A 21305-nucleotide genomic window follows, 5' to 3' on the forward strand; every position below is an offset into this window, starting at 1 on the left:
CACGAAGGCCACATTAAGTGGCCTTCGGCTCGTGCGGAACTCGCGATAAACCTTATGCCCCGCCCCTCCGGAGCCACGCGGGAGCTGGGGTTACGTTATCGGGCCCGGCATTCAGAAAAGTCAGTGCAGCAAAAAGGCGATGCGGATAGGAACGTGGGCATGGTTTTCGTTGCGAGCACGGGTCCCCTGGGGAGCACCGTGCATTTTTGGGAGTTTTCAGCAGGCCGGGACAAATGCATACGCACCGGGCGCATCTAATTAGTCCCACGGTAGCCTTCGACCGGCGATTTGGGTCGGCAGACAGGCCTCGTCGAGACAAACAAGCATGCCTCGCGCCACGTCGGACCCCAAAATGACGTCGATCTCCGCAATGCTACCCGACTGCAGCGGCACCGGCAGAGCTCACGGTGCCGAATACTCCGTTTTTTGCACGGCACGGGCGGGGGTACATCAGGATCAGGAAGAATATCCCAGCCTTTTTATGCAATCTGTAATGGGAAGTATGCAAAACACCAAGAGGCAGCATTGCTGATGTCCAAATTGAGCGCGCAGGGCAGCGGCGCATCCGCCCTGCGCCCAAATCCATCAGAGCGGGGACGCTCCTAACAAATCCCCACCGGCAAACAAACGCGACTCGAGCGCTATCCCAAAATAGGCTGTCCGAGCCGCGCTTAACGGTACGGCATGAATACTTAGCGCTCGTAAATCAAGTTACCTGCCAGGTAGGTAGCCTGAACCTTGGTGGCCTGGAGCTCTTGGGGGTCGATGGTGAGCGGGTTTTGGTCCAGGACTACAAGGTCGGCATACTTGCCGGGCTCCAAGCTGCCGAGGTTTTGCTCGTCGCCCGCTGCATAGGCGCTGCCCAGGGTGTAGTTGCGCAGGGCTGTTGCTGCATCGATGCGCTCGCTCGGCAACCAGCCGCCCTCGGGCCAGTGGCTTTTGGGGTCCTGGCGCGTGATAGCCGTGTAGAGCACGTTCATGCTGGTAACAGCTGTTATGGGGCTATCGGTGCCGAAGGCTTGGCGAATGCCGCGCTGTTTATAGGTCGCAAACGGCCACATGATGCGGCTGCGCTCCAAGCCCAGGTCGCGCTCCGGGCCACCCGGGTCGAGCGTGATATGACAAGGCTGGCTCGAGGCGACCACGTTGAGCTTGCGCAGGCGGTCGATGTCCTCGGGCAGGAGGTTCTCCAGATGCTCGAGCGTGTTATGACCGTGCTGGGGCAGTCCGTACAGTTCGGCGGCCTCCTCAAAGATATCGAGCGCGGCATGGATGGCACCGTCGCCGATGACGTGGATGCGCACGGTGTGGCCGCGCTCCGCGGCCGCCAGAACCAGCTTACGCATACGCTCGGCAGGAACTGTCAGACGGCCCTGGTCGCCCGGGAAGCGCGGGTTGGTATAGGGCTCGGTGAGATAGGCCGTGTGTTCGCTCGACACGCCGTCGAAGAACTGCTTAAAGCCTGGCGCCGAGAGCAGCGCGTTGTTCGCGTAGCGGGTCTGCAGCTCTTCCAAGCGTGACTGGTCATCCAACAGCGTGGGGAACAGATGGGCTCGGATGCCCAACTTGCCGGCTGCCTGCAGTTTGTCGTAGACGTCGTCGCGGATAAAATCGCAGCCCGGCATGGGCATGAGCGACATATCGCATATCGAGGTGATGCCCTGCTCGGCCATACGCCTCATTTGATCGGCGTAAGCGCTTGCGATGCGATCTTCGCCCAGCCACTCAAGGCAGCGCGGCAGCAGCTGCATGGCAGCCGCCTCGTGAGCGATACCCGTGAGCTCGCCGTTTGCGTCCTTGTCGTAGCTACCGCCCGCTGGTGGCTCGCTGTCGCGCGTGACGCCGAGTGCATCGAGTGCGCGGCTGTTGAGCCACAGCGTGTGCCCGTCGCCCGAATACATAACACAGGGACGATCGGGGAATGCCACATCGAGCGACGCCTTGGTAGGATGCTCGGGCGGGTCCCAACGGTAGTCGCGCCAGCCCTGCGTCACAACCCAAGCGTCGTCGGGCAGGTCCTGGGAAAACTCGAGCGCATGTTGCACCAGCGCCGCCTCGGACGTGCCCATATCCATGAGCATGTACGGCGAGGAACCGACCGAGGTATGGAAGAAGTGCAGATGAGCGTCATGGAAACCGGGGCAGACAAACTGCTCGCCGTAGTCGATAACCGACGTAGCGGCAGGAGCGGCGGCGATCACGTCATCGGGCGCACCGACTGCGACGATACGGTCGCCTGCGATGGCAATCGCCAGCTCGCGGGTGGTATCGATGCCGTCTTGCGCGGTAAAGACGTTCTTGGAGCGGATAATCCGATCGATATGTTGCATGGGCATCCCCATCTCTGGCAGGAAATTCAACACCCCCGAGTGTACTCCCCCGCCCTTGTAACAAAACCCCAAGCGGCAAACGGCAACTTTACCAGCCCTAGCGGCAGGTGGCATACTGGAGAGAGCCTGTACGATTTTGCGATCAACCCAGCAAGGAGCAAATCGACCATGACGAAGACCAAGGCACAGCAGATTATGGCGGCGACCGAGGCTCGCGCGGCTGACGACGTCACCGCAGCCATCCAAGATATCGCCGCCGAGTTTGAACCCTACATCATTAAGCAGCGTCGGCACTTCCATAAGCACCCGGAGCTGAGCCTCGCCGAAGAGCGCACGACTTCTGACATCGCCAACCAGCTCGACGCCATGAATATCCCCTACGAGCGTCCCCTTAAGACGGGCCTGGTGGCGACCCTTCGCGGCACCGCGCCCGACGCCTATCGCGAGGACGGCACGCCGCGCCGCCGCATCCTGCTGCGTGCGGATATCGACGCCCTGCCCGTCACCGAGCAGACCGGCGAGGATTTCTCCAGCGTCAACGAGGGCTGCATGCACGCCTGCGGCCACGACTGCCACATCGCCATGATGCTCGGCACGCTGCAGATCCTGCGCCATATGACAGACGACATCCACGGCGAGGCCCGCATCGTCTTCCAGCCCAGTGAGGAAAACGGCCAAGGCGCCAAACTCATGATCGGCACGGGCGTGCTCGACGGCGTCGATGGTGCCTACGCCGCGCATATCTGGAGCGAAGTCGACGCCGGCACCGTGAGCTGTGAGCCCGGCCCGCGCATGGCAAACACCGACTGGTTCCGCATCGATGTCCGCGGCACCTCGTGCCATGGCGCCATGCCCCAGCGCGGCCACGACGCCGTTATGGTGGCTGCCGAGATCGTCAACGCCCTGCAGACCATCGTCTCGCGCGAGATCAGCCCCTACGAGCCGGCTGTCATCACCGTCGGCGAGCTGCACGGCGGCACCGCGCGCAACGTTATCGCCGGCACGGCCTACCTCGCCGGCACGGTGCGCACCTATGGCGACAAGACGCACGAGGAAATGCCCGAGCTTATGCGCCGCATCGTGGAGCACACCGCGGCAGCCCTGGGCGCAGAGGCCGAACTTACCGACTACACCATCGCCAACTACAAGGTCGAAAACGACGTCGCCTCGAGCGAGCGTTGTCGTCAGGCCGTGGTCAAGTGCTTGGGCCCCGCGGGCGAAGGCCATTATCGCGGCACGCTTTCGGGCGAGGACTTCTCGGAGTACCTGCGCCGCGTGCCGGGCGTGCTCGCCTTTGTTGGCACGCGCAACCCCCAGATTGGCGCCACGTACGCCCAACATTCTTGCTTCTACAAGATTGACGAGACCGTGCTGGCAAAGGGCTCCATGGTGGCCGCCCAGTATGCTATCGACTTTTTGGCCGAGCCCACGCAAGAGGAGCTCGACGGCCCCACGATCGCCGCGGTTGCCGAGACCAACCCCGACTTGGCCGCCAAGCTGCGCTCTGCCAAGGCCACGGCCGCTGAGGCGCGCGACGCCATGCACGATGCTCGCACCGCCCGCCATGCTGCAATCAAGGGCATCCACGATGCGCGGGCTGCCGCTCGCCACGAGGAAAAGCGCGACGAGTAGCCGTCACGCCCATCCATAACAGCCTGGCTAAAGCAAAGCGGGGGCGGACGTTATCTCAACGTTCGCCCCCGCTTATGTGTCGACCGTTTTTCTAGCGCGTCCTCCGTCACGCCAGGTAAGAGCGAAGGATGGTGAGCCAGCGTGGGGGTTCGAGGTGGATGATATCGTCGGGAACTCCGGCGGGCGCATAGCCGCCAAAGAGCAGACCGGCATCTGCCGGATTGATGAGGCGCACGATCCATACGACGACGACCAGCACGCACAACACGGTGACCGCAATGTCGATACCACGCTTTAGCTTGCTCGATGCCACCTCCTCGCGCACGAACGCGAGCACAAACGCAATCGGCACCACCCAAAACAGCGGATGGTAGGCAAAGGCAGCCGCATAATCGAGGCGCAGCGCCGCCAGCCACGCCCTCGTCATGCCGCATCCCGGACAAGGAATGCCCGTCATCAATCGAAAAATGCAGCCAATGTCGAGCAGGTAGAGCGCGAGCCAGGCGACAAAGAGCGCGCCGGTGCAAAAAAGGGCGCGGCGAAGGAGCTCTGCCGTGCCCCTATGTCCCTGGAAGCTGTTCACGCCGCCCTTATTGTTAGGCACGAGCGCCAAGGCGAGTGTTGTAAGCCGTTGCCATGGCATTGGTATTATTGATGACGATGTTCATAGCGAAGATGGGACCAAGGCCGCACAGGAGCGCGCCGAAGATCTGCCACAGAAGAACGGTGGTGCCGTTTTCCTGGAACACCAGGCCGTAGCGAGGAGCGTTGGCCTGCAGGCGGTTGCCAATCTTGTAATACCAGTAGTACGCGTAGAAGCCGCAGGTCACAAACGATAGAAGGATGAATTCCGCCAGACCCGGCGTGTAATCGCCGTCATCCTGACACAACGTGTTGACGTCGCGTGCCAAGCAATACAGGAAGTAGAACGAATAGATACCGCAGGTCACAAGAGAGAGCAGCAGCCAGCCGATCAGGCTGCGGTCAGCCTTAATGGGGTCATAGCCCATCGGAGCGGATGCGGACTGTTGGGCGTATTGACCGGTGTACTGCTGCTGGGGCTGCGGGGCCGCAGCGGCAGAAGCGGCACCAACGGCGGATCCGCAAACAGGGCAGAATTTGGCATCATCCGAAATGGGAGAACCACAAGTGGGACAGAACATGAGCCTCTCCTTTTCCTAAGGCGTCGCACGCCTTCAAACCTTACACGTCTACGTTCTCAACAATAGCCGCGACGTTGTTGCGCAACATTGACCAATTTCCGAGAAATTTTGCTGCAACCGTTTTCCCAGGCATTTTCTTGCTTTCGCAGTAGAAAAAGGCACCCCGGGCTCAGTTGCCCAGGGCGCCTCGACCGGCTATTCGGTTTGATTGTTTTCGGCAGCAGGATTATCGCCCGGCTCATCCGCCGGCGTGGCAACGGCATCCCAATCGGGCTCCGCAGGCGTCGCCTCGGACGCCGGTGCGGGGACAGGAGCAGGTGCCGGGGCAGGGGCAGGCGCGGGTGCCGGGGCAGGTGCAGGCGCGGGCGCCGGGGCAGGCGCAGCACCAGTGGCTGCCGTGGGATTGAATCCCGCAGGAGCAGGCTTCTTCTCACCCGGGAGCACAAAAGTCAAAACGTCGTCCTTGTCCTCATCGGCCCATTCGCTTGCATAGCGTGCGGCCCAATAGCCAACGGCACGGTGCTTGAGCATCTTGCCAAAGACCGTAAGGAACACCGTGACGAATGCAATCAGCACCAGGAACAATACGAGCGTGACACCACCGGCGGTAACAATCGCCTCGATACCCGTGGGGCGATAGTAATAGCCGTACGCGCCAATTCCGGCGATGGCACCAAAGACAGCTGTCAAGATCCACGTAATGGCGTTGGAAACCAGGCCCGTCAAAAACTCGGGAAGGAACGAAGCACAGAACAGCTTGGTCTTGTTGTGCTTAAACGCCGCCCAGACCTTATCGAGCGAAAACGCGCTCTCGACACGCCCGGTCACCGCAAAGTGCATCACGGCGATGTCGGCGAACATCTTAAAGAAGACACCCAGAATCGCCGAGGCAATTAGCGCCAGGACAAGCAGGCCGAGCGAACCGAACAGCGCAGCCTCGAGCGCATAAGAGCCGTAATAAGAATACGAGCCCGCGGCGCCAATTACCACGCCCTCCACCAGCGAAAGCACTACACCGATAACGGGAATGGCAGCGATAACCTCGAGCACGACCGAAATAACGCTCGAAAAGACTCCGAGACCAAACGACGTGGAACGCATGAGTGGACGGTCCATGCCGTCATCGGCCTTGAGCGACAGATCGCGACCCCACTCGATACCAAAGCCGGAACCGCACACGCTCGCAATGCAAGCTGCCAAAAAGCCGATGGCAGCCGCAATGCCGCCAATAACGGGAATAAACAACACGAGCACCGACACAACGCAAATCAGCGCCGGCAAAAACGCGATTTGGCATACACGCTGAAGCACGCCCGGAGTCTTGGTCATATCTTGGAACGCCTGAGCCACACAGCCCTTTGGCGCATTCGCCACGGGCGGCTGCGGAACAAACTGCTGGGGCTGAGGCTGTCCCTGGGGAGCGGGGCCAGCGGCACCGGCATTAGGAGCACCACACACGCCGCAGAACTTGTCGTTATCGCCCATGGGGGCGCCACACTGCGAGCAGAACATAGAATCATCCCTTCGTATCTTGAACGAATCACTTGGATCGCAAACGATGTCTTTAGCATCATTATTGCCCAATGTGGGGTCAAATACTCAAAGATGACCGATTTGCAAGGTACACGGCGCCAGCAGGCGGTTCGTTGAATACGTCTGTGCTAGTTCGTTCCGCGGAAGCCCTTGCCGACGATCTCGGAGCTGTCGACGATCGTGATAAAGGCACCCGGATCGACTTCGCGCGCATAGCGGCGCAGCTGCACGGCCTCGCGACGGCTCAGCACACTCATGATCACCGTAACGCATTTGCCCGAGAATGCGCCGTAGCCACGGCTGATCGTTGCCGTGCGGTTGAGACGTTTGACGATAAACTCCTCGACTTTGAGCGGTTCGGCGCAAATAATCGTACAGACCTTGCGCAGGTGAATGCCCTCGATGGCCTTATCGACCACAAGCGTCTTGGCAAACAGGCCGAGCACGCAATACAGACCGACACGCGGGCCATACAAAAAGGCCGCGATGGCCACGATGCCGATATCGACCAACAGCAGTGCGCGACCAATCTCGAGCGTGGTGCGGCGTTTGAGGATCATAGCGAGAATGTCCGTGCCACCCGTCGAGGCGCCGATGTCAAAGACAATAGCGCTGCCGAGCGCCGGCAAGATGACGGCAAAGCACAGGTCGAGCCACATATCACCCGTCAGAGAGACATCGGTCGGAATAAAGAGCTCAAACAGCGAAACATAGGCGGACAACGCAAACGAGGCGAAGACGCTCCACAGGATTGCCTTGCGCTCCAAAAAGATAAAGCCCAAAACGACGAGAACCGCGTTGATAATCCACATAAAGACGCCGACGGGCAGGGTCGGGAACAGCGTGGACAGAATGACCGACACGCCCGAGGTGCCGCCAAAAGCAAAGTGATTAGGGGTTTTAAACGCAACGATGGCAAAGGCCGTAAGAATCAGGCCCAGATTGAGCTCGGCAAAAAAGCGCGGGAAGCCCGGCTCCTGGCTGCGCTTTTGGCCGGCACGCTCGCCGCGCTCGATATCGGTGCGATCAACCACGCGCTCCATCGGCACCACGGGAGGACGATGCATCTCCTCGGCAGCACGCGATGCCGCCTCTGCCGCGGCGGCCTCAATCGCCCATGCCTTGCTTTCTGTTTCGTGCTCGTCGGCCATTACGGCAACCCCTCGTTAACAATTTGGAAACAATGCGCCCATTAGGGTAACGCGGAACGCGACGATTGCAACCCCTAGTTAGACGAGCGGTATGCCTACATCGGGGGGCATACAAATAACGGCCGGCCACGCTTTTACTTGCGCGGTCGGCCGTTTAACGTTTTCGCAGATAAAACCTGCCAAAACAAACCTGTCTCTTTTTGGAAGGTTACTCGTGCTGGCTAGTGCGGTGCTCGTACTCCTCGGGGGTGATGACGTCCTCGATACGCAGGTTGACGCCCGCCACCTCAAGGCCGGTCATCGCGGCAAGGCGCTCGGTGACACGCGCCTTGACATCGTCGAAGATCGCGGGCGCATAGGCGCCGTACTCGATAATGACGGAGATGTTGACGACCACGCGATTGTCATCGGTGACCTCGACCGTCACGCCCTTGGTCAGATTCTCGGCACCAAACTGCTCCTGCACAAAATGCATGAGGTTACCCTTCATGCCCAGAACGTGCGGAACCTCGCGGGTGGCCATGGCAACGATCTTCTCGATCACACCGTTGGAATAGGTCAGCGAGTCCTCGGACTCGTCTGTTTCCTCGTCCATCTCCTCGTTGTCCTCGCCCGCATCGGACTCGGCCTCGACGAGCGCCTCGTCCTCGAGCGTTACGTCCTCGGCCTCGGCGGTGACGGTCTCGTCTGCCTCGAGCTCGGTATCGGCTACATCGACCTTCGTATTAAAAGCCATGGTTCCTCCTTATGCCCACCGCACACGCGGCGGTCGAATACATGCTAGCGGCCGCTAAACAGACGGCCGAAGAAGTTGACGATCCCGTTCTCGCCGTCTCGGATCTGGCCAATCACGGCGCCGATCAGCACAAAGAAAGCGATGACGAGCGTATCCCACAGGCCGAGCGTGAGCACCAGCACAGCGAGTACAAAACCCGCGACGGCACCGAGCGTGGTGTTGGGATGACGCACAGCATAGCTCCAGATGGCAGCGCCCGTACCCTTGATGAGACCCATAGCCTCGTCAAAATCCGCGGCCGCCGCGTCTTGTAACTCGGCTGCCTCTGTTTTGGAATCAACAGGTTCGCTCGCCGGCGCAGCGCTCTGGTCAATCGTCAGGCGCGGCGTACGAGTGGTCTTATCTTGATTGGTATCACTCACCGGAAACCTCCACGGTCTGGACGGTAGTCTTGGACGGCAAAAAACGGACGCGCGTGGTCGTACCCGGCGTGCCGAGCATGGTGTCGCAAGCTTCCTCGATGCGCTGCTGCATCGCGGTAGCCAGAGATGCCACGTCCTTATCGTCAAGCGCGATAGCCTCGACCTTAAATCGGACGTGCGAATCATCGGAGCCTTGGACGCGGGCCTCGACATGCTCGACCATCACGCGGTCGTCGCGCTCGGCAGCAGCCCTGGCACACGAAGAAAGCGCCGCGAGCGTGACCTCGATATTGCGCTCCCCCGCCGGATGCACGCAGGACGGCTCGCGACGAGCAAACATCAGGCGGAAGAAGCTTACCAGCACGCCGATCGCCACAACTCCGCCGCATGCCGTCACGACCATGCGCGGCATGGGGTCGCGCATCAGCAACATAAAGCGATACGTATACGGCCCCCAAAACTGGCAGACAAGCGTGCCCAGCGCCACGATGGCGGCGGCAAGATACACGATCGCTAGGGCTCGTTTGAGTACGCGCACGCGCGCTCCCTTCAGGTTTCGGTCCACAGAATGCAAAACGATTCGCATCATTATAAAAGAGCCGGGTCCGGTGCTGTACGCACGCGGATCCGGCTCATCTATTCCACGAGGCTTGCATGCTCGTTTCATTATGCCCAGATATGCACGGCTTAACCCGTGCAGGCGCTACTCCTCCTCGAGGGCAGCGATGACCTCGTCGGTCATATCCATGGTGCTGTAAACATCCTGGACGTCGTCGAGCTCCTCGAGACGGTCGATGAGGCGCTGGACCTTCTTGGCGTCGGTACCGGAGACCTCGGTCGGGGTAGTCGGGACCATGGTGGTCTCGGAGCCCTTGACCTGGATGCCCTGCTCCTCGAGTGCCTTGGAGACAGCCATGACGTCGTTGGCAGCGGTCCAGACGATCCACTCCTCGCCGGCGTCCTCGTAGTCCTCGCCACCGGCCTCGGCGATAGCCATCATGAACTCATCCTCGTCACCGGCAGCACCGTTGGCGATCATGGTCTCCTTCTTGGCGTTCTCGTCCAAGATCTCCTTGGCGACGACGATCTGGCCCTTGCGCTCAAACTGGAAGGCGACGGAGCCGGAGGTTCCCAGGTTGCCGCCAGCGTGAGAGAAGGCGGAACGGACATCGGCGGCGGTACGGTTGCGGTTATCGGTCAGGCAGTCAACGTACACGGCGACACCGGCGGGACCATAGCCCTCGTACACGATGTTCTCGTAGACGGCGGCGTCGGCACCCGAACCAAAGGCCTTGTCGATAGCGGACTTGATCTTGTCCTTAGGCATGGACTGAGCCTTGGCCTTGGCAACAGCAGCGGCGAGGCTGGCGTTGTTCTCAGGCAGCGGGTCGCCACCGAGACGGGCAGCAACGGTGATGTTGCGGCTCAGCTTGGAGAAGAGGGCGGAACGCTTGGCGTCCTGCGCGCCCTTACGATGCTTGGTTGTGGCCCACTTAGAGTGTCCGGACATACGTGTCTCCTATCGGTTTCGACCTAAAGCCCAGCGCAGATGCTCGGGCAATATAAACAAACGTCGTTATGATATACCTACTGGCCTGCGAGATAAACCCCAAAATGAAGGTACCATGATGATGCAACCCTTTGGTGCATTGGGGTGGTGCAAAGCAACCTGTCCCCTTTGCACCAAATTAGGACCAGAGGAGGTCGCTACGGGTGATGGTGGCGCCGATGGCAAAGGGCATGCAGGCGATGACCGGGTACAGGTAGCGCATGTAGGTCGAGCCGTTGCAGGGACCGATCAGGCACACGGCGAGCACGCCCAAAAGCGGCACCCAAATGGCCAGCCCGCGCCACGAATGACGACGTAGCAGATAGGCCACCACGGCGATCATGATCCACACATAGGTGGCCGAGCTCATGGCGAGCGAGATAAACGGGATGCGCTGCACCGCCACGCGATACAGGTTGATCAGGTGGTCGCACCAGCGCACAACCTTGCTATCGACCGGATGGAAGTCGAAGTACTTGAGGTTATCGGGCTTCGCCATAATCTCGGCACTGCGCGCCGTGCTGTAGACCCATGCATCGCGGGCACTCGGATAAAAGTAGCCGTAGTAGTTATTGATGAGCGCCGAGATATAGCACTCGGGATCCTTTTTGAACATCTGGGCCCACACCTCAAAATAGGCCTTGATGTCCTCCTGCGAGGCGTACTCGTTAAAGCAATTTTTGACGGCGTCCGACTTATCCGGGTTGTAGCGGCGGCCCAGATTCTCGTACTTGAGCACACGGTCGATCACGGCACGCTCTTCGTCGGTCACCAAGCCGTCGCAAGGAGCCTCCACGATGGTGCCGTCCTCCTTAACCGTGGGGTTGACGCCCGAGTTGAGGCCGTCGTGCTTTTGGACGAAACGAGCCGTCTGCTGGAACGGAATCGAGAGGATTTCGCGCTTGGAACCAGGCGTGATGTCGTGCGCCGGCATAAAGACCTTGGTGAAGTACATATTAGAGGCAAGGCAGAGTGCAAGCACCGCAAGAACTCCCACCCAGCGGAAACGCGGGATGGCGCCCGAAGGTGCAGCACTAGCCTGCTTGGCCGCACGGCGAGCCACATGTGCGTCCCATGCGCAAAACGCCGTCGCGATTACGCATGCCGCCAGGGGAAACACCAGGCCGCCGTTGCGCAGAAACGTGGAACCCATGGCGCCCAGAGCGAGCAGCAGCCAGTCGTGGCGCGCAAAGAGCACGGGCCTCTGTTCGCCCGCACGCTCGGCATTGGCATCGCGACGGGGCAGGCCGCAGGCCACGAGCTTCACGGTCTGCACCAACAGCACCAAAAACGCATCGGCAAACAGCACATCTTTGGTAAGCAGGGCCGCGTAATTGGAGAACATGGGCATAAACACAAAGAACAGCAAGATCACGCCGCGGACCGGCAGGCTCACGCCCAGTTTGCGCAGCGACGAGATGGAATAGGCCATGCAGGCGGCCGTAATGGCGAACTGAGCGCAGGTGTAGATGGCAAGACCTGCGTTGGCGCTGTTGAACAGTGAAAGCCCCAGCTTGACGCACGAACCGATGATAGCCGTGTGCACCACGGGGTGATGTCCGTTGAGCAACACATTGGGATTGAGCAGACGCAGGTAGTCACTCGTGCCGTTGGGGTAGTTGAACCACTGGCGAATCTGCGCACCCGTATCTCCCATAAAATGGCCGGGCAGCGAAGCGATGAGCGTGGGCGCCCAGGCGATCATAAGCACCAGGAAGGGCCCGGCAAAGGGATGGACCGAGAGCACGGCGTGAGCCACACGCCATACGCGGCCAAAGTGCGCTTCGGAAAACGGAATGCGCCGAGAGCTCAGCCAATCTAGACACTCAAAGGTAAGGTAGAAGGCAACGACCGCCAAAAGCATCCAGCCCACACCGCCTATCCAGGCGCAGATGATGCGGGCCTTGTCGCCGAGCACGATCTCGGCCGAATCGGTGAGGTCGTAGCTGCGGCCAAACACCATGCAGACGGCAAAGAACAGCGACGGAAGGATCACCGAGGGACGCCAAGCGTCGCCGCGGCCAAAGAATACGTAGCGAAACGGCAGCGTGAGCAGGCAGGCAAGCGCAAGCAGCATGACCGCGTCGGTATGGCCGGCAAACGAGAGGAGCACCTCGTAGCACACGTACAGCATGCCCGAGGCTTTGGGGTCAATCGCCAAGACTGCGTTGCTCGACACCGGGGCGGGATCGATGGAAAACGCCGTGGTCGCCAACAGCGCGAACAAAAATGCGATGAGCGTCTGCTTGGCGGGGTAGCGCTTAAACCAGACGATGCGGGCAGCGTCGCGCGCAGCCGTTGTGGAGAGGTCGGAATCCTTCACAGTCCGAAAGCCTTTCTAGAAACCTATCAAACTCGGCAAGACCACCACAAAGGTGCCTGTCCCCTTTGCGGTGGTCTTGGTTAGGCGTCGAGGTAGACGCGCTGGGGCTGGTTGCGGTGTCGGGCGAAGATGATGAGCGCCAGGCCGGCGATCACGAGCGGCAAACTCAGCAGCTGACCCATGGTGATGACGCCGCCCAGCAGATAACCCAGCTGGGCATCGGGCACGCGCACGAACTCAACGAGAAAGCGGACGATGCCGTACCCCATCACGAACACGCCCATAAACGTACCCTGGGGCAGTAACGGCTTTTTGCGGCTGAGCACCTGCAAAATACAGAAGAGCACGACGCCCTCAAGAAACGCCTCGTAGAGCTGGGAGGGATGGCGCGGCATATCGCCCGCGGTGCCGCCAAAGACCACACCCCAGGGCAGATCGGTCGGCTTACCCCACAGCTCGCCGTTGACGAAATTGGCGCAACGGCCCAGGCACAGCGCCAGCGGAGCACCGATCACGGCAAGGTCGGCGATGGTCCAGGCGTCGAGCTTATACATGCGGCACACGATGATGCCGCCCAAGATGCCGCCCACCAGGCCGCCGTGGAAGCTCATGCCTCCCTCGTTGGTGGCAAAGATTTCGAGCGGGTGGGTCCAATAGTAGCCATCGCCGTAAAAGATGACGTAAAACAGGCGCGCGCCGATGATGAGGCCAAAAACCGCGCCGACCACGACGCTCGTTAGGTCATCGATCGTGATGTCGAAGCCCCAACGACGCTGCGTGCGGTACATGACGACTGCCGTAAGCAGGGCGCCAACCACGTAGGCCAGACCGTACCAGTAGATGGTGATGGGGCCCGCCGAGATCGCGACGGGATCAAGCATATGGTAGAGGTCGTTGAGCATATCGATCCCCTGCTCCCTACATACAAATGCGGCCGCGGGCCTTACGCTCGCAGCCGCATATTTGGGCGTAACGTCTATGCGGAGCGTACCGTCCGCAGCTTTCGCATCTTAGAACGGTGCGTACTCGTCGTACAGGTCCTCGGCCTCGCCGGAAGCATTGACCTGCTCAACGCGGGTAACGCCGGGCACATGCTCCTTCAGGATGCGCTCGATACCCATCGAAAGGGTTAGCGAGCTCATGGGGCAACCGGCGCAGGCGCCCTGCAGCTCCAGCTTGACAACGCCCTCGTCGTCGACGCCCACATACTCCATATCGCCGCCGTCGGCCTGCAGGTTGGGGCGAATCTCTTCAAGAACCTTCTTAAGCAGCTCTTCGTTAACAGCCACAGGGGCTCCTTTCTCACAATAACGCGGGCACGCCCGCGGACAGAAGCTATGTTACTACAGCCATGTACCCGCTCACGAGCCGTCCATGCGTGCAGACGCGACTTTCACGAGCAGTCAATTTGGGACGGGGCTCTTTTGGCTGTTTTGCCGCCAGCTGGCGTTGGCACGCGCTACTGCTGAGCTTGTCCCCCGGTACCAATCTGAACATCGACGATGACCTGGCGGTAGCTGATGCCGCAGGAGTCGAGAATGCGGCGGCTGATACGGCCGTCGTCGGTATCGGCATACTTGTTGTCCAGGTAGACGACCTCGCCCACGCCCACCTGCGCCAGGATCTTGGCGCAGTCGTGGCACGGGAACAGCGTGACGTAGACCGTGGAACCCTCAAGGTCTTTGAGCGAGCCGCGGTAGTTGAGCACGGCGTTGGCCTCGGCATGCACCACGTAGTTGTGCTTATCCTGCAACGGGTCGTCGCTCGTGCCCCACGGGAAAAAGTCGTCGTTGAGTGCCGAGGGCGTACCGTTGTAGCCCACCGAAAGGATGCGGTGGTTGGTGTTGGCGATGCACGCGCCCACCTGCGTGTTGGGGTCCTTACTGCGGCGCTGCGCGGCGATGGCCACGCTCATAAAGAACTCATCCCAGCTAATAACGTCGCGGCGCTTGCCCGACGCGGTTTGATGAAGATCGTCCGACATGGCAGACACCTCCGAAATCGCAATAGTTTGACCCATTGTAGCAGGTGGAAGGTGGAGACGTTTTTGTCCCATCGCCCCCATCGCTACGCGCGGCGGGGCTTTTGGTTGATGTGGTAGAGCTCGGCGAGACCCCGCAACGTCAGCGCATCGTCGACCGTCAGGCTATGGCCGACAAGGGCCGCAAGCGCCTCGGCATCGTCGCCGGTAATGACGATGGGCACATCGCCCTCCCCCGCGGCCTTGGTCGCACGCATCTCGGCAAGCACCATGTCGAGCATGCCGTCGATGCGGGCAACCTCGCCCAAAACCACACCCGAGCGCATGGCCTCGCGCGTGTTGCGACCGATGACGTGCGTTGGCGCCGAGGGCTCAACCTGGGGTAGGCGCGCTGCTGCCGCCGGAAGCGAGCGGGCGCCGAGGGCCAGGCCTGGCGCGATAACGCCGCCGACAAAGGTACCGTGCGCGTCGATGACCTCGATATTGGTCGTGGTGCCCAGGTCGATCACAATGCACGGCGAGCCGTAGACGGCACGGGCTGCCACGGCGTCGGCGATGCGGTCGGGACCGATCTCGGCCGGGTCATCGTAGTGCACGGGTATGCCGGTCTTGAGGCCCGGCCCCACCGTGAGCACGCGCCCCGTGCAGGTACGGGAAAGCGCTGCCTTCCACGGGCGCTCGAGCGCCGGGACCACGCAGCTCAGCACAGCAGCCGCGGGCACAAGCGCACCCGGCATGCCCGCATCGGCCGCCAGTGCGGCCATGACCTGCACGAGACGCATGCGCGCCTCGTCTGCCGTGATGCTCGACGGCGTGGTGATCTCGCACGTCGCAAGCGGACATTCCTGCGCCGCGGCCGAATCCTCTACAAACAGGCCAAAGCGAATGAACGTGTTGCCCACGTCGACCGTCAATATATATGCGCACCCATTAAGCATCGTCGGCGCTCCTTTCGTCTGCCCAGCAGTATATCCCGATGATTATTCTGGGACGGGGATTTAAAAATCATTGTGTACCTAATGATTTTTAAATCCCCGTCCCAGAATAATCATCCTTCGGCTTCGCTCGGGGTAGCTAAAAAAGCCCCATCCCAAATGAGCTGCCATGCCGCTATACTGATGCGCGGTCGTGCGCGAGCTCACGCGGCGGCCCTTGGTAACCCGACTTCCCGCGCCGTATCCGTAGCGGCGCTTGCGGGGGAAGCGGATATACGCAAAGGAGTTCTATATGAGCAATCCCTCGAACCGCACCTCGATGCGCGGTCAACTCACGCTGCGCGGCGTCGTCATCGGCGTCCTTGGCTGCGTGATCATCACGGCAAGCTCGGCCTACACGGCCCTCAAGATGGGCGCCCTCCCCTGGCCGATCATCTTCGCTGCCGTCATTTCGCTGTTCTTCCTGAAGCTCATGGGCAACGCCAGCCTCAACGAGGCCAACGTCACCCACACCATCATGTCTGCGGGCGCCATGGTCGCTGGCGGCCTGGCGTTTACCATCCCGGGCGCCTGGATGCTGGGCTATGCCGACCAGATCAGTTGGCTCGACATGTTTATTGTGGCGCTCGCCGGCACCATCTTGGGCCTTCTGGCGACAGCGCTCATCCACCGTCACTTTATCGTGGACGCCGCGCTGGAGTTCCCCACCGGCAACGCCGCAGCTCAAACCCTGCGTGCTACCGAGGCCGGCGGCAAGACCGGCAAGCAGCTCTTTGGCTCCATGGCCATCGCAGGCATCTACAGCGTGCTGCGCGACGCCCTGGGCGTGGTGCCCAGCATGCTGTGCACGCTCAATATCCCCGGCGTGACTTTTGCCATCTACAACTCGCCCATGCTGCTGTCCATCGGCTTTTTGGTGGGCTTCGCCCCCGTCGCCTTCTGGTTTGCCGGCGCGCTGCTGGGCAACTTTGGCATCATCGTCGGCGGCACCGCTGCCGGCCTGTTCGATATTGTGACCGCGCAGGGTATCGTCAAGTCCCTCGGTATGGGCCTTATGATGGGCTTTGGCGTCGCCGTCGTCCTCAAGGACATCCTGCCGCAGGTCGCCGGTATCGTCCGCGGTCTTGCCGCCGACAGCTCCACCGACACCGACGAGCAGTCGCTCATCTCGGGCTCGCTTAAGCTCGACGCCGGCATCATCGGCCTGGGCACCGCAGCCATCGCCGTGATCGTTGCCATCGCACTCGACCTTGGCCCTGTCCCGGCCGTCATCGTCACGCTATTCACCTTTGTCACCACCATCATGAGCGCTCAGAGCTGCGGCCAGACGGGCATCGATCCCATGGAGATCTTTGGCCTCATCGTCATGCTCATCGTGGCAGCCTTCGCGCAGCTCGCGCAGGTCAAGCTGTTCTTTATCGCCGGCATCGTGGCCGTGGCGTGCGGCCTTGCGGGCGACGTCATGAACGACTTTAAGGCCGGAGCCGTACTGGGTACCAACCCGCGCGCACAGTGGGTCGGCCAGGCCATTGGTGGCATCGTGGGTGCCCTGGTCGCTGCCGCTGTCATGGTCGCGCTCGTCACCGCCTATGGTCCGGACGCCTTCGGCCCCGACAAGAGCTTTGTGGCCGCGCAGGCAAGCGTGGTCGCCACCATGGTCTCGGGCATCCCGAGCGTGCCGTGGTTCGCGGGCGGCTTTATCGCCGGCATCATCATGTACTGGCTCGGCATTCCGGCCATGATGATCGGTCTGGGCGTGTACCTGCCGTTCTACATGTCACTCACGGCATTCCTGGGCTCCTGCGTCAAGCTCGCCTACGACAAGTGGTCCGCCCACCGCGACGCCACCGCTGGTCTTTCTGACGAGGAGAGGGCTGCCAAGGACGCCGCCTTCCAGGAGCAGGGCCTGGTTGTCGCCAGCGGCCTGCTCGGCGGCGAGTCCATCGTCGGCGTTATCCTGGCGTTTGTCTCCGTGGGCTTAAGCCTGCTGGGCTAAGCTGAGCAGCCGCTCGACAGCAACCATATTGCCTACGATTTGCCCGGTCGGTAGCTTTCGCGGCTGCCGACCGGGCTTTTTGATATCGAAACAAAGAAAGGCCGGCGCGCTGCGTTTAACAGCGCGCCGGCCTTATCGGTTTAGCTATCGAAGCGTTCCTGCTATGAACCGAAGTTCGTTGCAGAATCTACGCCCGGATCACTACATGTGCTTGCGACGACGATCGCCCAGCGTCACGCCCGCGGCCACGAGCGTAATACCGCCGATAACGAAGACCTCGCCCGCAAGCGCGGAGGTATCACCGGTCTGGGCGAGCGCAGCGTCCGCAGCCTTCTTCTTGGCGACAGGAGCCTTTGCAGCAGCCTGCGCAACCTGAGCCTTGGCCTGCGGCTCAGCCTTGGGATGATACTTGTCGTACTCGGCCTGCGCGGCAGCCAGGGCATCCTTGGCATCGCCAAGCTCGGCAAGCGCGGCGGCATAGGCGTCGTTGGCATCGGACAGCTTGGCATCGGCATCGCTCAGAGCAGCCTTGAGACCAGCGGCAGCATCGACGGCGGCCTTATAGCGAGCGTAGGCAGCGTTCAGCTTGACCAGCTTCTCGTTGCCCGTCGTGCCCGCGGCAAGGGATGCCTTGTGGTCGACAGCCTCAAGATCGGCCTTGAGCGCCTCGTCGCTGGCAAGCTCGGCCTTGGCCTTGACGATCTCGAGGTTCGCATCGACGACGGCTTCGTTGGCGGCCTCGAGCTGCTTCTGGGCATCGGCGACACTGGCCACGGCAGCGTCATAGGCGGTCTTGGCGTCGTCGACCGCCTTCTGGGCGCCGGCGAAGCGCTCGAAGGCCTTGTTTGCGCCGGCCAGCTCGCCCTCGGCGGCCTTGGCCTTCGCCTGTGCGTCGGACAGAGCCTGCGTCTTGGCGGCAACTGCCTGCTTGGCGTCCGAAAGAGCGGTCGCGGCGTGCACATCTGCGGCCTGGGCCTTGTCTACACCAGCCTGGGCAGTGTCGTCGGCCTTCTTGGCATCGTTAAGCGTGCCCTGCTTGTTCGCAAGATCCGTCTTGGCGGCATCGCGCTTGGCGGCAAGGTCCTTGACCGAAGCGGTAGCGTTGTCATACGCCTCGTTGGCCTGATCGGACTTTACCTTGGCGGCGTCGCGGGCGCTGCGAGCCTTCGCCTTGTGAGCAGCGGCCTCGGCTGCCTTCGTCTTGCTGTCAGCAAGCGTGGCGTTTGCCTTATCGAGAGCTGCCTGGGCAGTAGTGGCCTCGCCCTTGGCGGCGTCGAGCTTGGTCTGGGGCGTCTTGACGTCGACACCCTTGAGTTTGGCTTCGGCGGCGTCGTATGCCGTCTTCGCGGCGGCGGTGCTGGATTTAGCCTTCTCGTACTCGCCCTTGGCGGTGTTCATGTTCGTGTCGGCCGCGGTATAGGCATCGCGAGCGCTTTCTTGCTTATCCAATGCGTTAGAATAAACCGTTCCAGCAGTCCCGAAGTTCTTCTGCGCCTCTGCCAGCTTATTCTGAAGCTGCTTTAGCTGCTCCTTCTGCTCCTGCGTGCCGCCTGCATTGTAGGCGGATTCGATGTAGTCGTTGACGAGCTTCTTGAACTCGGAGACAGTGAAATCCTTCTGCCCCGTGCTCCCGCTATAGTCGAAAACGGTTACCTCGGAATCGGTATTCTTACCGCTACCGGTCGCGACGCCGATAGCCTTCGCGCCGGCATCGATGATGTTGAGATAGTGCCCGCACTCATGGTAGATGCTGTTGTAGTGCTGGTAGATATAGTAGGAATCATATCGATGGCTACCGAGCGCGTCGCCATACTGCGCGACGTACTTATCGAATGCCTCTTTCTCCTGGGTGTAGAGGCCGGTATATGGCCAGCCAAGCGTATCCTCGGTCTCGCCTCCGGTGTATGCCCCGCCGCCGCCTGCAAGATTCTCACCTTGATCGAAATAGCAGTTCGAGTGTCCCCAGATGTTCGATGAATATGACGTATTGAGGGCGGCTGCCGCAGTCATGCGGAGGCTGACGCTAAGCTCAGACTGGCCGTTCGCCTTGCGGAGGTTGTTCTGGGTATCGAGGTATGTCAGAGCGTTACGCATCTGCTCCAAGGAGAGCGGATTGGTGTCGCGAGACATGTCCTGATCGACGTAACTATCATACCAGTCCTGTTTCTCTGTCGTCCCCATGAGCATCGACGCGGCAGTGCTTGCGTTCTTTTTCTGCGTGGCTGTGAACTGGCTGCCGCCGATGATGTAGTTCATGAAGCCGAACATGCCCTGGCTGATGACATTCTGGTCTACGGTCATGTTCGACTTGAGGTCGGCAATCTGCTGGTTAAGCTTGTCGACCTCGGCGTTTGCGGCGTCGTATGCATTATGCGCGTCGGTTACTTCAGCACGAGCCTGATCGAACTCGTTGCTCTTCTGCTGACGAACCTCGACGAGTCGGTCGTACTCCGCCTTCTTGTCGGCCTCGGTCTGCTGGGCCTGCTCGTATGCCGTCTTCGCGGCGTCACGCTTACTGGCCGCGTCCTTGTACTCCCTGTTTGCCGCATCGTATGCAGACTGGGCAGATGCCACAGCAGCGTTGGCGGCGTTGGCCTTCTCCTGCGCGGCGGTGACGGTAGTCTGCGCAGCCTGCAGGTTCGCCTGTGCGGTGGCGTCTGCAGTCGTCGCGGCATCGAGCGCGGCCTGCGCGGTCGCGAGCTCGCTGGCGGCAGTGACCTTGGCAGCCTCGAGCGCGTTCAGATCGATACCCGTGCCCGAGGTCGCGGCATCGAGCGCGGCCTGCGCCTGGCTGAGCTTCTGCTGGGCGTTATCGCGCGCGGTGGTTGCGGCTGCGAGCGCAGCGGCAGTCTCCTGCTTCTTGGCCTGGGCAGTCGTCAAAGCTGCCTCGATATTCTGCTTTTCCTGCTGGGCGCTGGCCTCGGCAGCCTTGGCCTGGTCCAGATTGGCCTGTGCAGTAGCAACGGCCTTATTGGCGTCATCGAGCTTTGCCTGTGCGTCCTCGACGGCCTTCTTGGCGGCCTCGTACTCGTCCATACCCATGGCCTCGAGCTTGGCCTGGGCATCGTCGAGGGCCTTCTTGGCCTCATCCTGCTTTGCCTTGGCGTCCTTGAGCGCCTGGGTCTTATCCTCGACACTCTTGTTGGCTTGATCGAGCTGATCGTTCAGGTCGCCCAGCTTCTTCTGCTGCTGCTCGGTCTTTTCGACGGCGGCTTTGAGCTCGTCAATCTTCTCCTGGAGCGCGGCGACTTCTGCTGCGTTCTGCTCGATTTCGTTGTCGCTCACAGCCTGCGAGGCCTGATTCTTTTGCTGCTGCGCCTGCTTTTGAGACTGGCCCGCCGCGTCGGCCTTCTTCTGGGCGGCATCGTAGGCGGCCTGAGCGTCCTTGAGCTGCTTTGCCGATTCCTCGGCCAGCTGGGCAGCCGTCTTTACGACCGCTTGGTTACCGGCGGCAACGGTATTCTCTACAGAACTACCCCCATTACAGTCTGAAATAGGCCATCGATAAATTTCGATGGCGAGCATTCGGCGCATTGCCTACGATACGGGCAAGC

At 61.1% G+C, this 21305-nt stretch carries 17 protein-coding genes; 2 read left to right on the forward strand and 15 right to left on the reverse strand.

From position 1 onward, the window contains the following. Nucleotides 1-692 precede the first annotated feature (692 nt). On the reverse strand, nt 693-2336 hold the full coding sequence (locus AB5202_RS08390; RefSeq protein WP_368144338.1) for an amidohydrolase: 1644 nt from the start codon (nt 2334-2336) through the stop codon (nt 693-695). 162 nt (nt 2337-2498) lie between these two features. Here AB5202_RS08390 and AB5202_RS08395 point away from each other — a divergent pair, with 162 nt between their 5' ends. Beyond that, nucleotides 2499-3962 (forward strand): M20 family metallopeptidase, encoded by a 1464-nt coding sequence (locus tag AB5202_RS08395; protein ID WP_368144339.1) that lies wholly within the window; start codon nt 2499-2501, stop codon nt 3960-3962. Nucleotides 3963-4068: 106 nt separating this feature from the next. Here AB5202_RS08395 and AB5202_RS08400 read toward each other — a convergent pair whose 3' ends face one another. The 13 genes from AB5202_RS08400 to AB5202_RS08460 all read right to left on the reverse strand — a co-directional run bounded on the left by AB5202_RS08400 (nt 4069) and on the right by AB5202_RS08460 (nt 15758). Then, on the reverse strand, nt 4069-4566 hold the full coding sequence (locus AB5202_RS08400; protein WP_195234805.1) for a DUF2752 domain-containing protein: 498 nt from the start codon (nt 4564-4566) through the stop codon (nt 4069-4071). After that, nucleotides 4559-5125, reverse strand: coding sequence for a DUF4234 domain-containing protein (locus AB5202_RS08405; protein WP_368144340.1), 567 nt, complete (start codon nt 5123-5125; stop codon nt 4559-4561). Before AB5202_RS08405 ends, AB5202_RS08400 begins: the two co-directional genes overlap by 8 nt. A 195-nt stretch (nt 5126-5320) precedes the next feature. Continuing rightward, nucleotides 5321-6637 carry a zinc-ribbon domain-containing protein gene (locus tag AB5202_RS08410; protein WP_368144341.1) on the reverse strand — a complete coding sequence of 439 codons (1317 nt, stop codon included), beginning with the start codon at nt 6635-6637 and terminating at the stop codon, nt 5321-5323. A 149-nt stretch (nt 6638-6786) separates the two neighbouring features. Beyond that, nucleotides 6787-7809 (reverse strand): YitT family protein, encoded by a 1023-nt coding sequence (locus tag AB5202_RS08415; RefSeq protein ID WP_368144342.1) that lies wholly within the window; start codon nt 7807-7809, stop codon nt 6787-6789. A gap of 208 nt (nt 7810-8017) precedes the next feature. Beyond that, nucleotides 8018-8545 carry an Asp23/Gls24 family envelope stress response protein gene (locus tag AB5202_RS08420; protein ID WP_368144344.1) on the reverse strand — a complete coding sequence of 176 codons (528 nt, stop codon included), beginning with the start codon at nt 8543-8545 and terminating at the stop codon, nt 8018-8020. 44 nt (nt 8546-8589) lie between these two features. Next, entirely contained in the window at nt 8590-8967 is a 378-nt protein-coding gene (locus AB5202_RS08425; RefSeq protein ID WP_368144345.1) for a DUF2273 domain-containing protein, read from the reverse strand. Next, a complete protein-coding gene (locus AB5202_RS08430) occupies nt 8960-9505 on the reverse strand; it encodes an Asp23/Gls24 family envelope stress response protein (protein WP_368144347.1) in 546 nt (181 codons plus the stop codon). Before AB5202_RS08430 ends, AB5202_RS08425 begins: the two co-directional genes overlap by 8 nt. A gap of 165 nt (nt 9506-9670) precedes the next feature. After that, nucleotides 9671-10477: a YebC/PmpR family DNA-binding transcriptional regulator gene (locus AB5202_RS08435; protein WP_055309449.1), complete on the reverse strand. Its 807-nt coding sequence runs from the start codon at nt 10475-10477 to the stop codon at nt 9671-9673. A gap of 178 nt (nt 10478-10655) precedes the next feature. After that, complete coding sequence (locus AB5202_RS08440; RefSeq protein WP_368144348.1) at nt 10656-12839, reverse strand: DUF6020 family protein; 2184 nt, start codon at nt 12837-12839, stop codon at nt 10656-10658. 80 nt (nt 12840-12919) lie between these two features. Next, nucleotides 12920-13741 (reverse strand): prolipoprotein diacylglyceryl transferase, encoded by an 822-nt coding sequence (lgt, locus tag AB5202_RS08445; RefSeq protein WP_368144349.1) that lies wholly within the window; start codon nt 13739-13741, stop codon nt 12920-12922. Between the two features lie 108 nt (nt 13742-13849). Next, nucleotides 13850-14128 carry a NifU family protein gene (locus AB5202_RS08450; RefSeq protein ID WP_035137589.1) on the reverse strand — a complete coding sequence of 93 codons (279 nt, stop codon included), beginning with the start codon at nt 14126-14128 and terminating at the stop codon, nt 13850-13852. A 170-nt stretch (nt 14129-14298) separates the two neighbouring features. Further along, nucleotides 14299-14823, reverse strand: coding sequence for a deoxycytidylate deaminase (locus tag AB5202_RS08455; protein WP_052044088.1), 525 nt, complete (start codon nt 14821-14823; stop codon nt 14299-14301). 83 nt (nt 14824-14906) lie between these two features. Then, nucleotides 14907-15758 carry a type III pantothenate kinase gene (locus AB5202_RS08460; protein WP_368144351.1) on the reverse strand — a complete coding sequence of 284 codons (852 nt, stop codon included), beginning with the start codon at nt 15756-15758 and terminating at the stop codon, nt 14907-14909. A 289-nt stretch (nt 15759-16047) separates the two neighbouring features. Between AB5202_RS08460 and AB5202_RS08465 the strand changes: the two genes are divergently transcribed. After that, on the forward strand, nt 16048-17751 hold the full coding sequence (locus AB5202_RS08465; RefSeq protein WP_368144352.1) for an OPT/YSL family transporter: 1704 nt from the start codon (nt 16048-16050) through the stop codon (nt 17749-17751). A 201-nt stretch (nt 17752-17952) separates the two neighbouring features. On the opposite strand, the gene AB5202_RS08470 is transcribed toward AB5202_RS08465, so the two are convergent. Beyond that, the gene (locus tag AB5202_RS08470; RefSeq protein WP_368144652.1) at nt 17953-21276 is read right to left on the reverse strand and encodes a CAP domain-containing protein; all 3324 of its coding nucleotides are present in this window, start codon (nt 21274-21276) and stop codon (nt 17953-17955) included. Nucleotides 21277-21305: the final 29 nt, after the last annotated feature.

Origin of the sequence: Collinsella aerofaciens (genome assembly GCF_040915545.1) — a bacterium.
Taxonomy (GTDB): Bacteria; Actinomycetota; Coriobacteriia; order Coriobacteriales; family Coriobacteriaceae; genus Collinsella; species Collinsella aerofaciens_BE.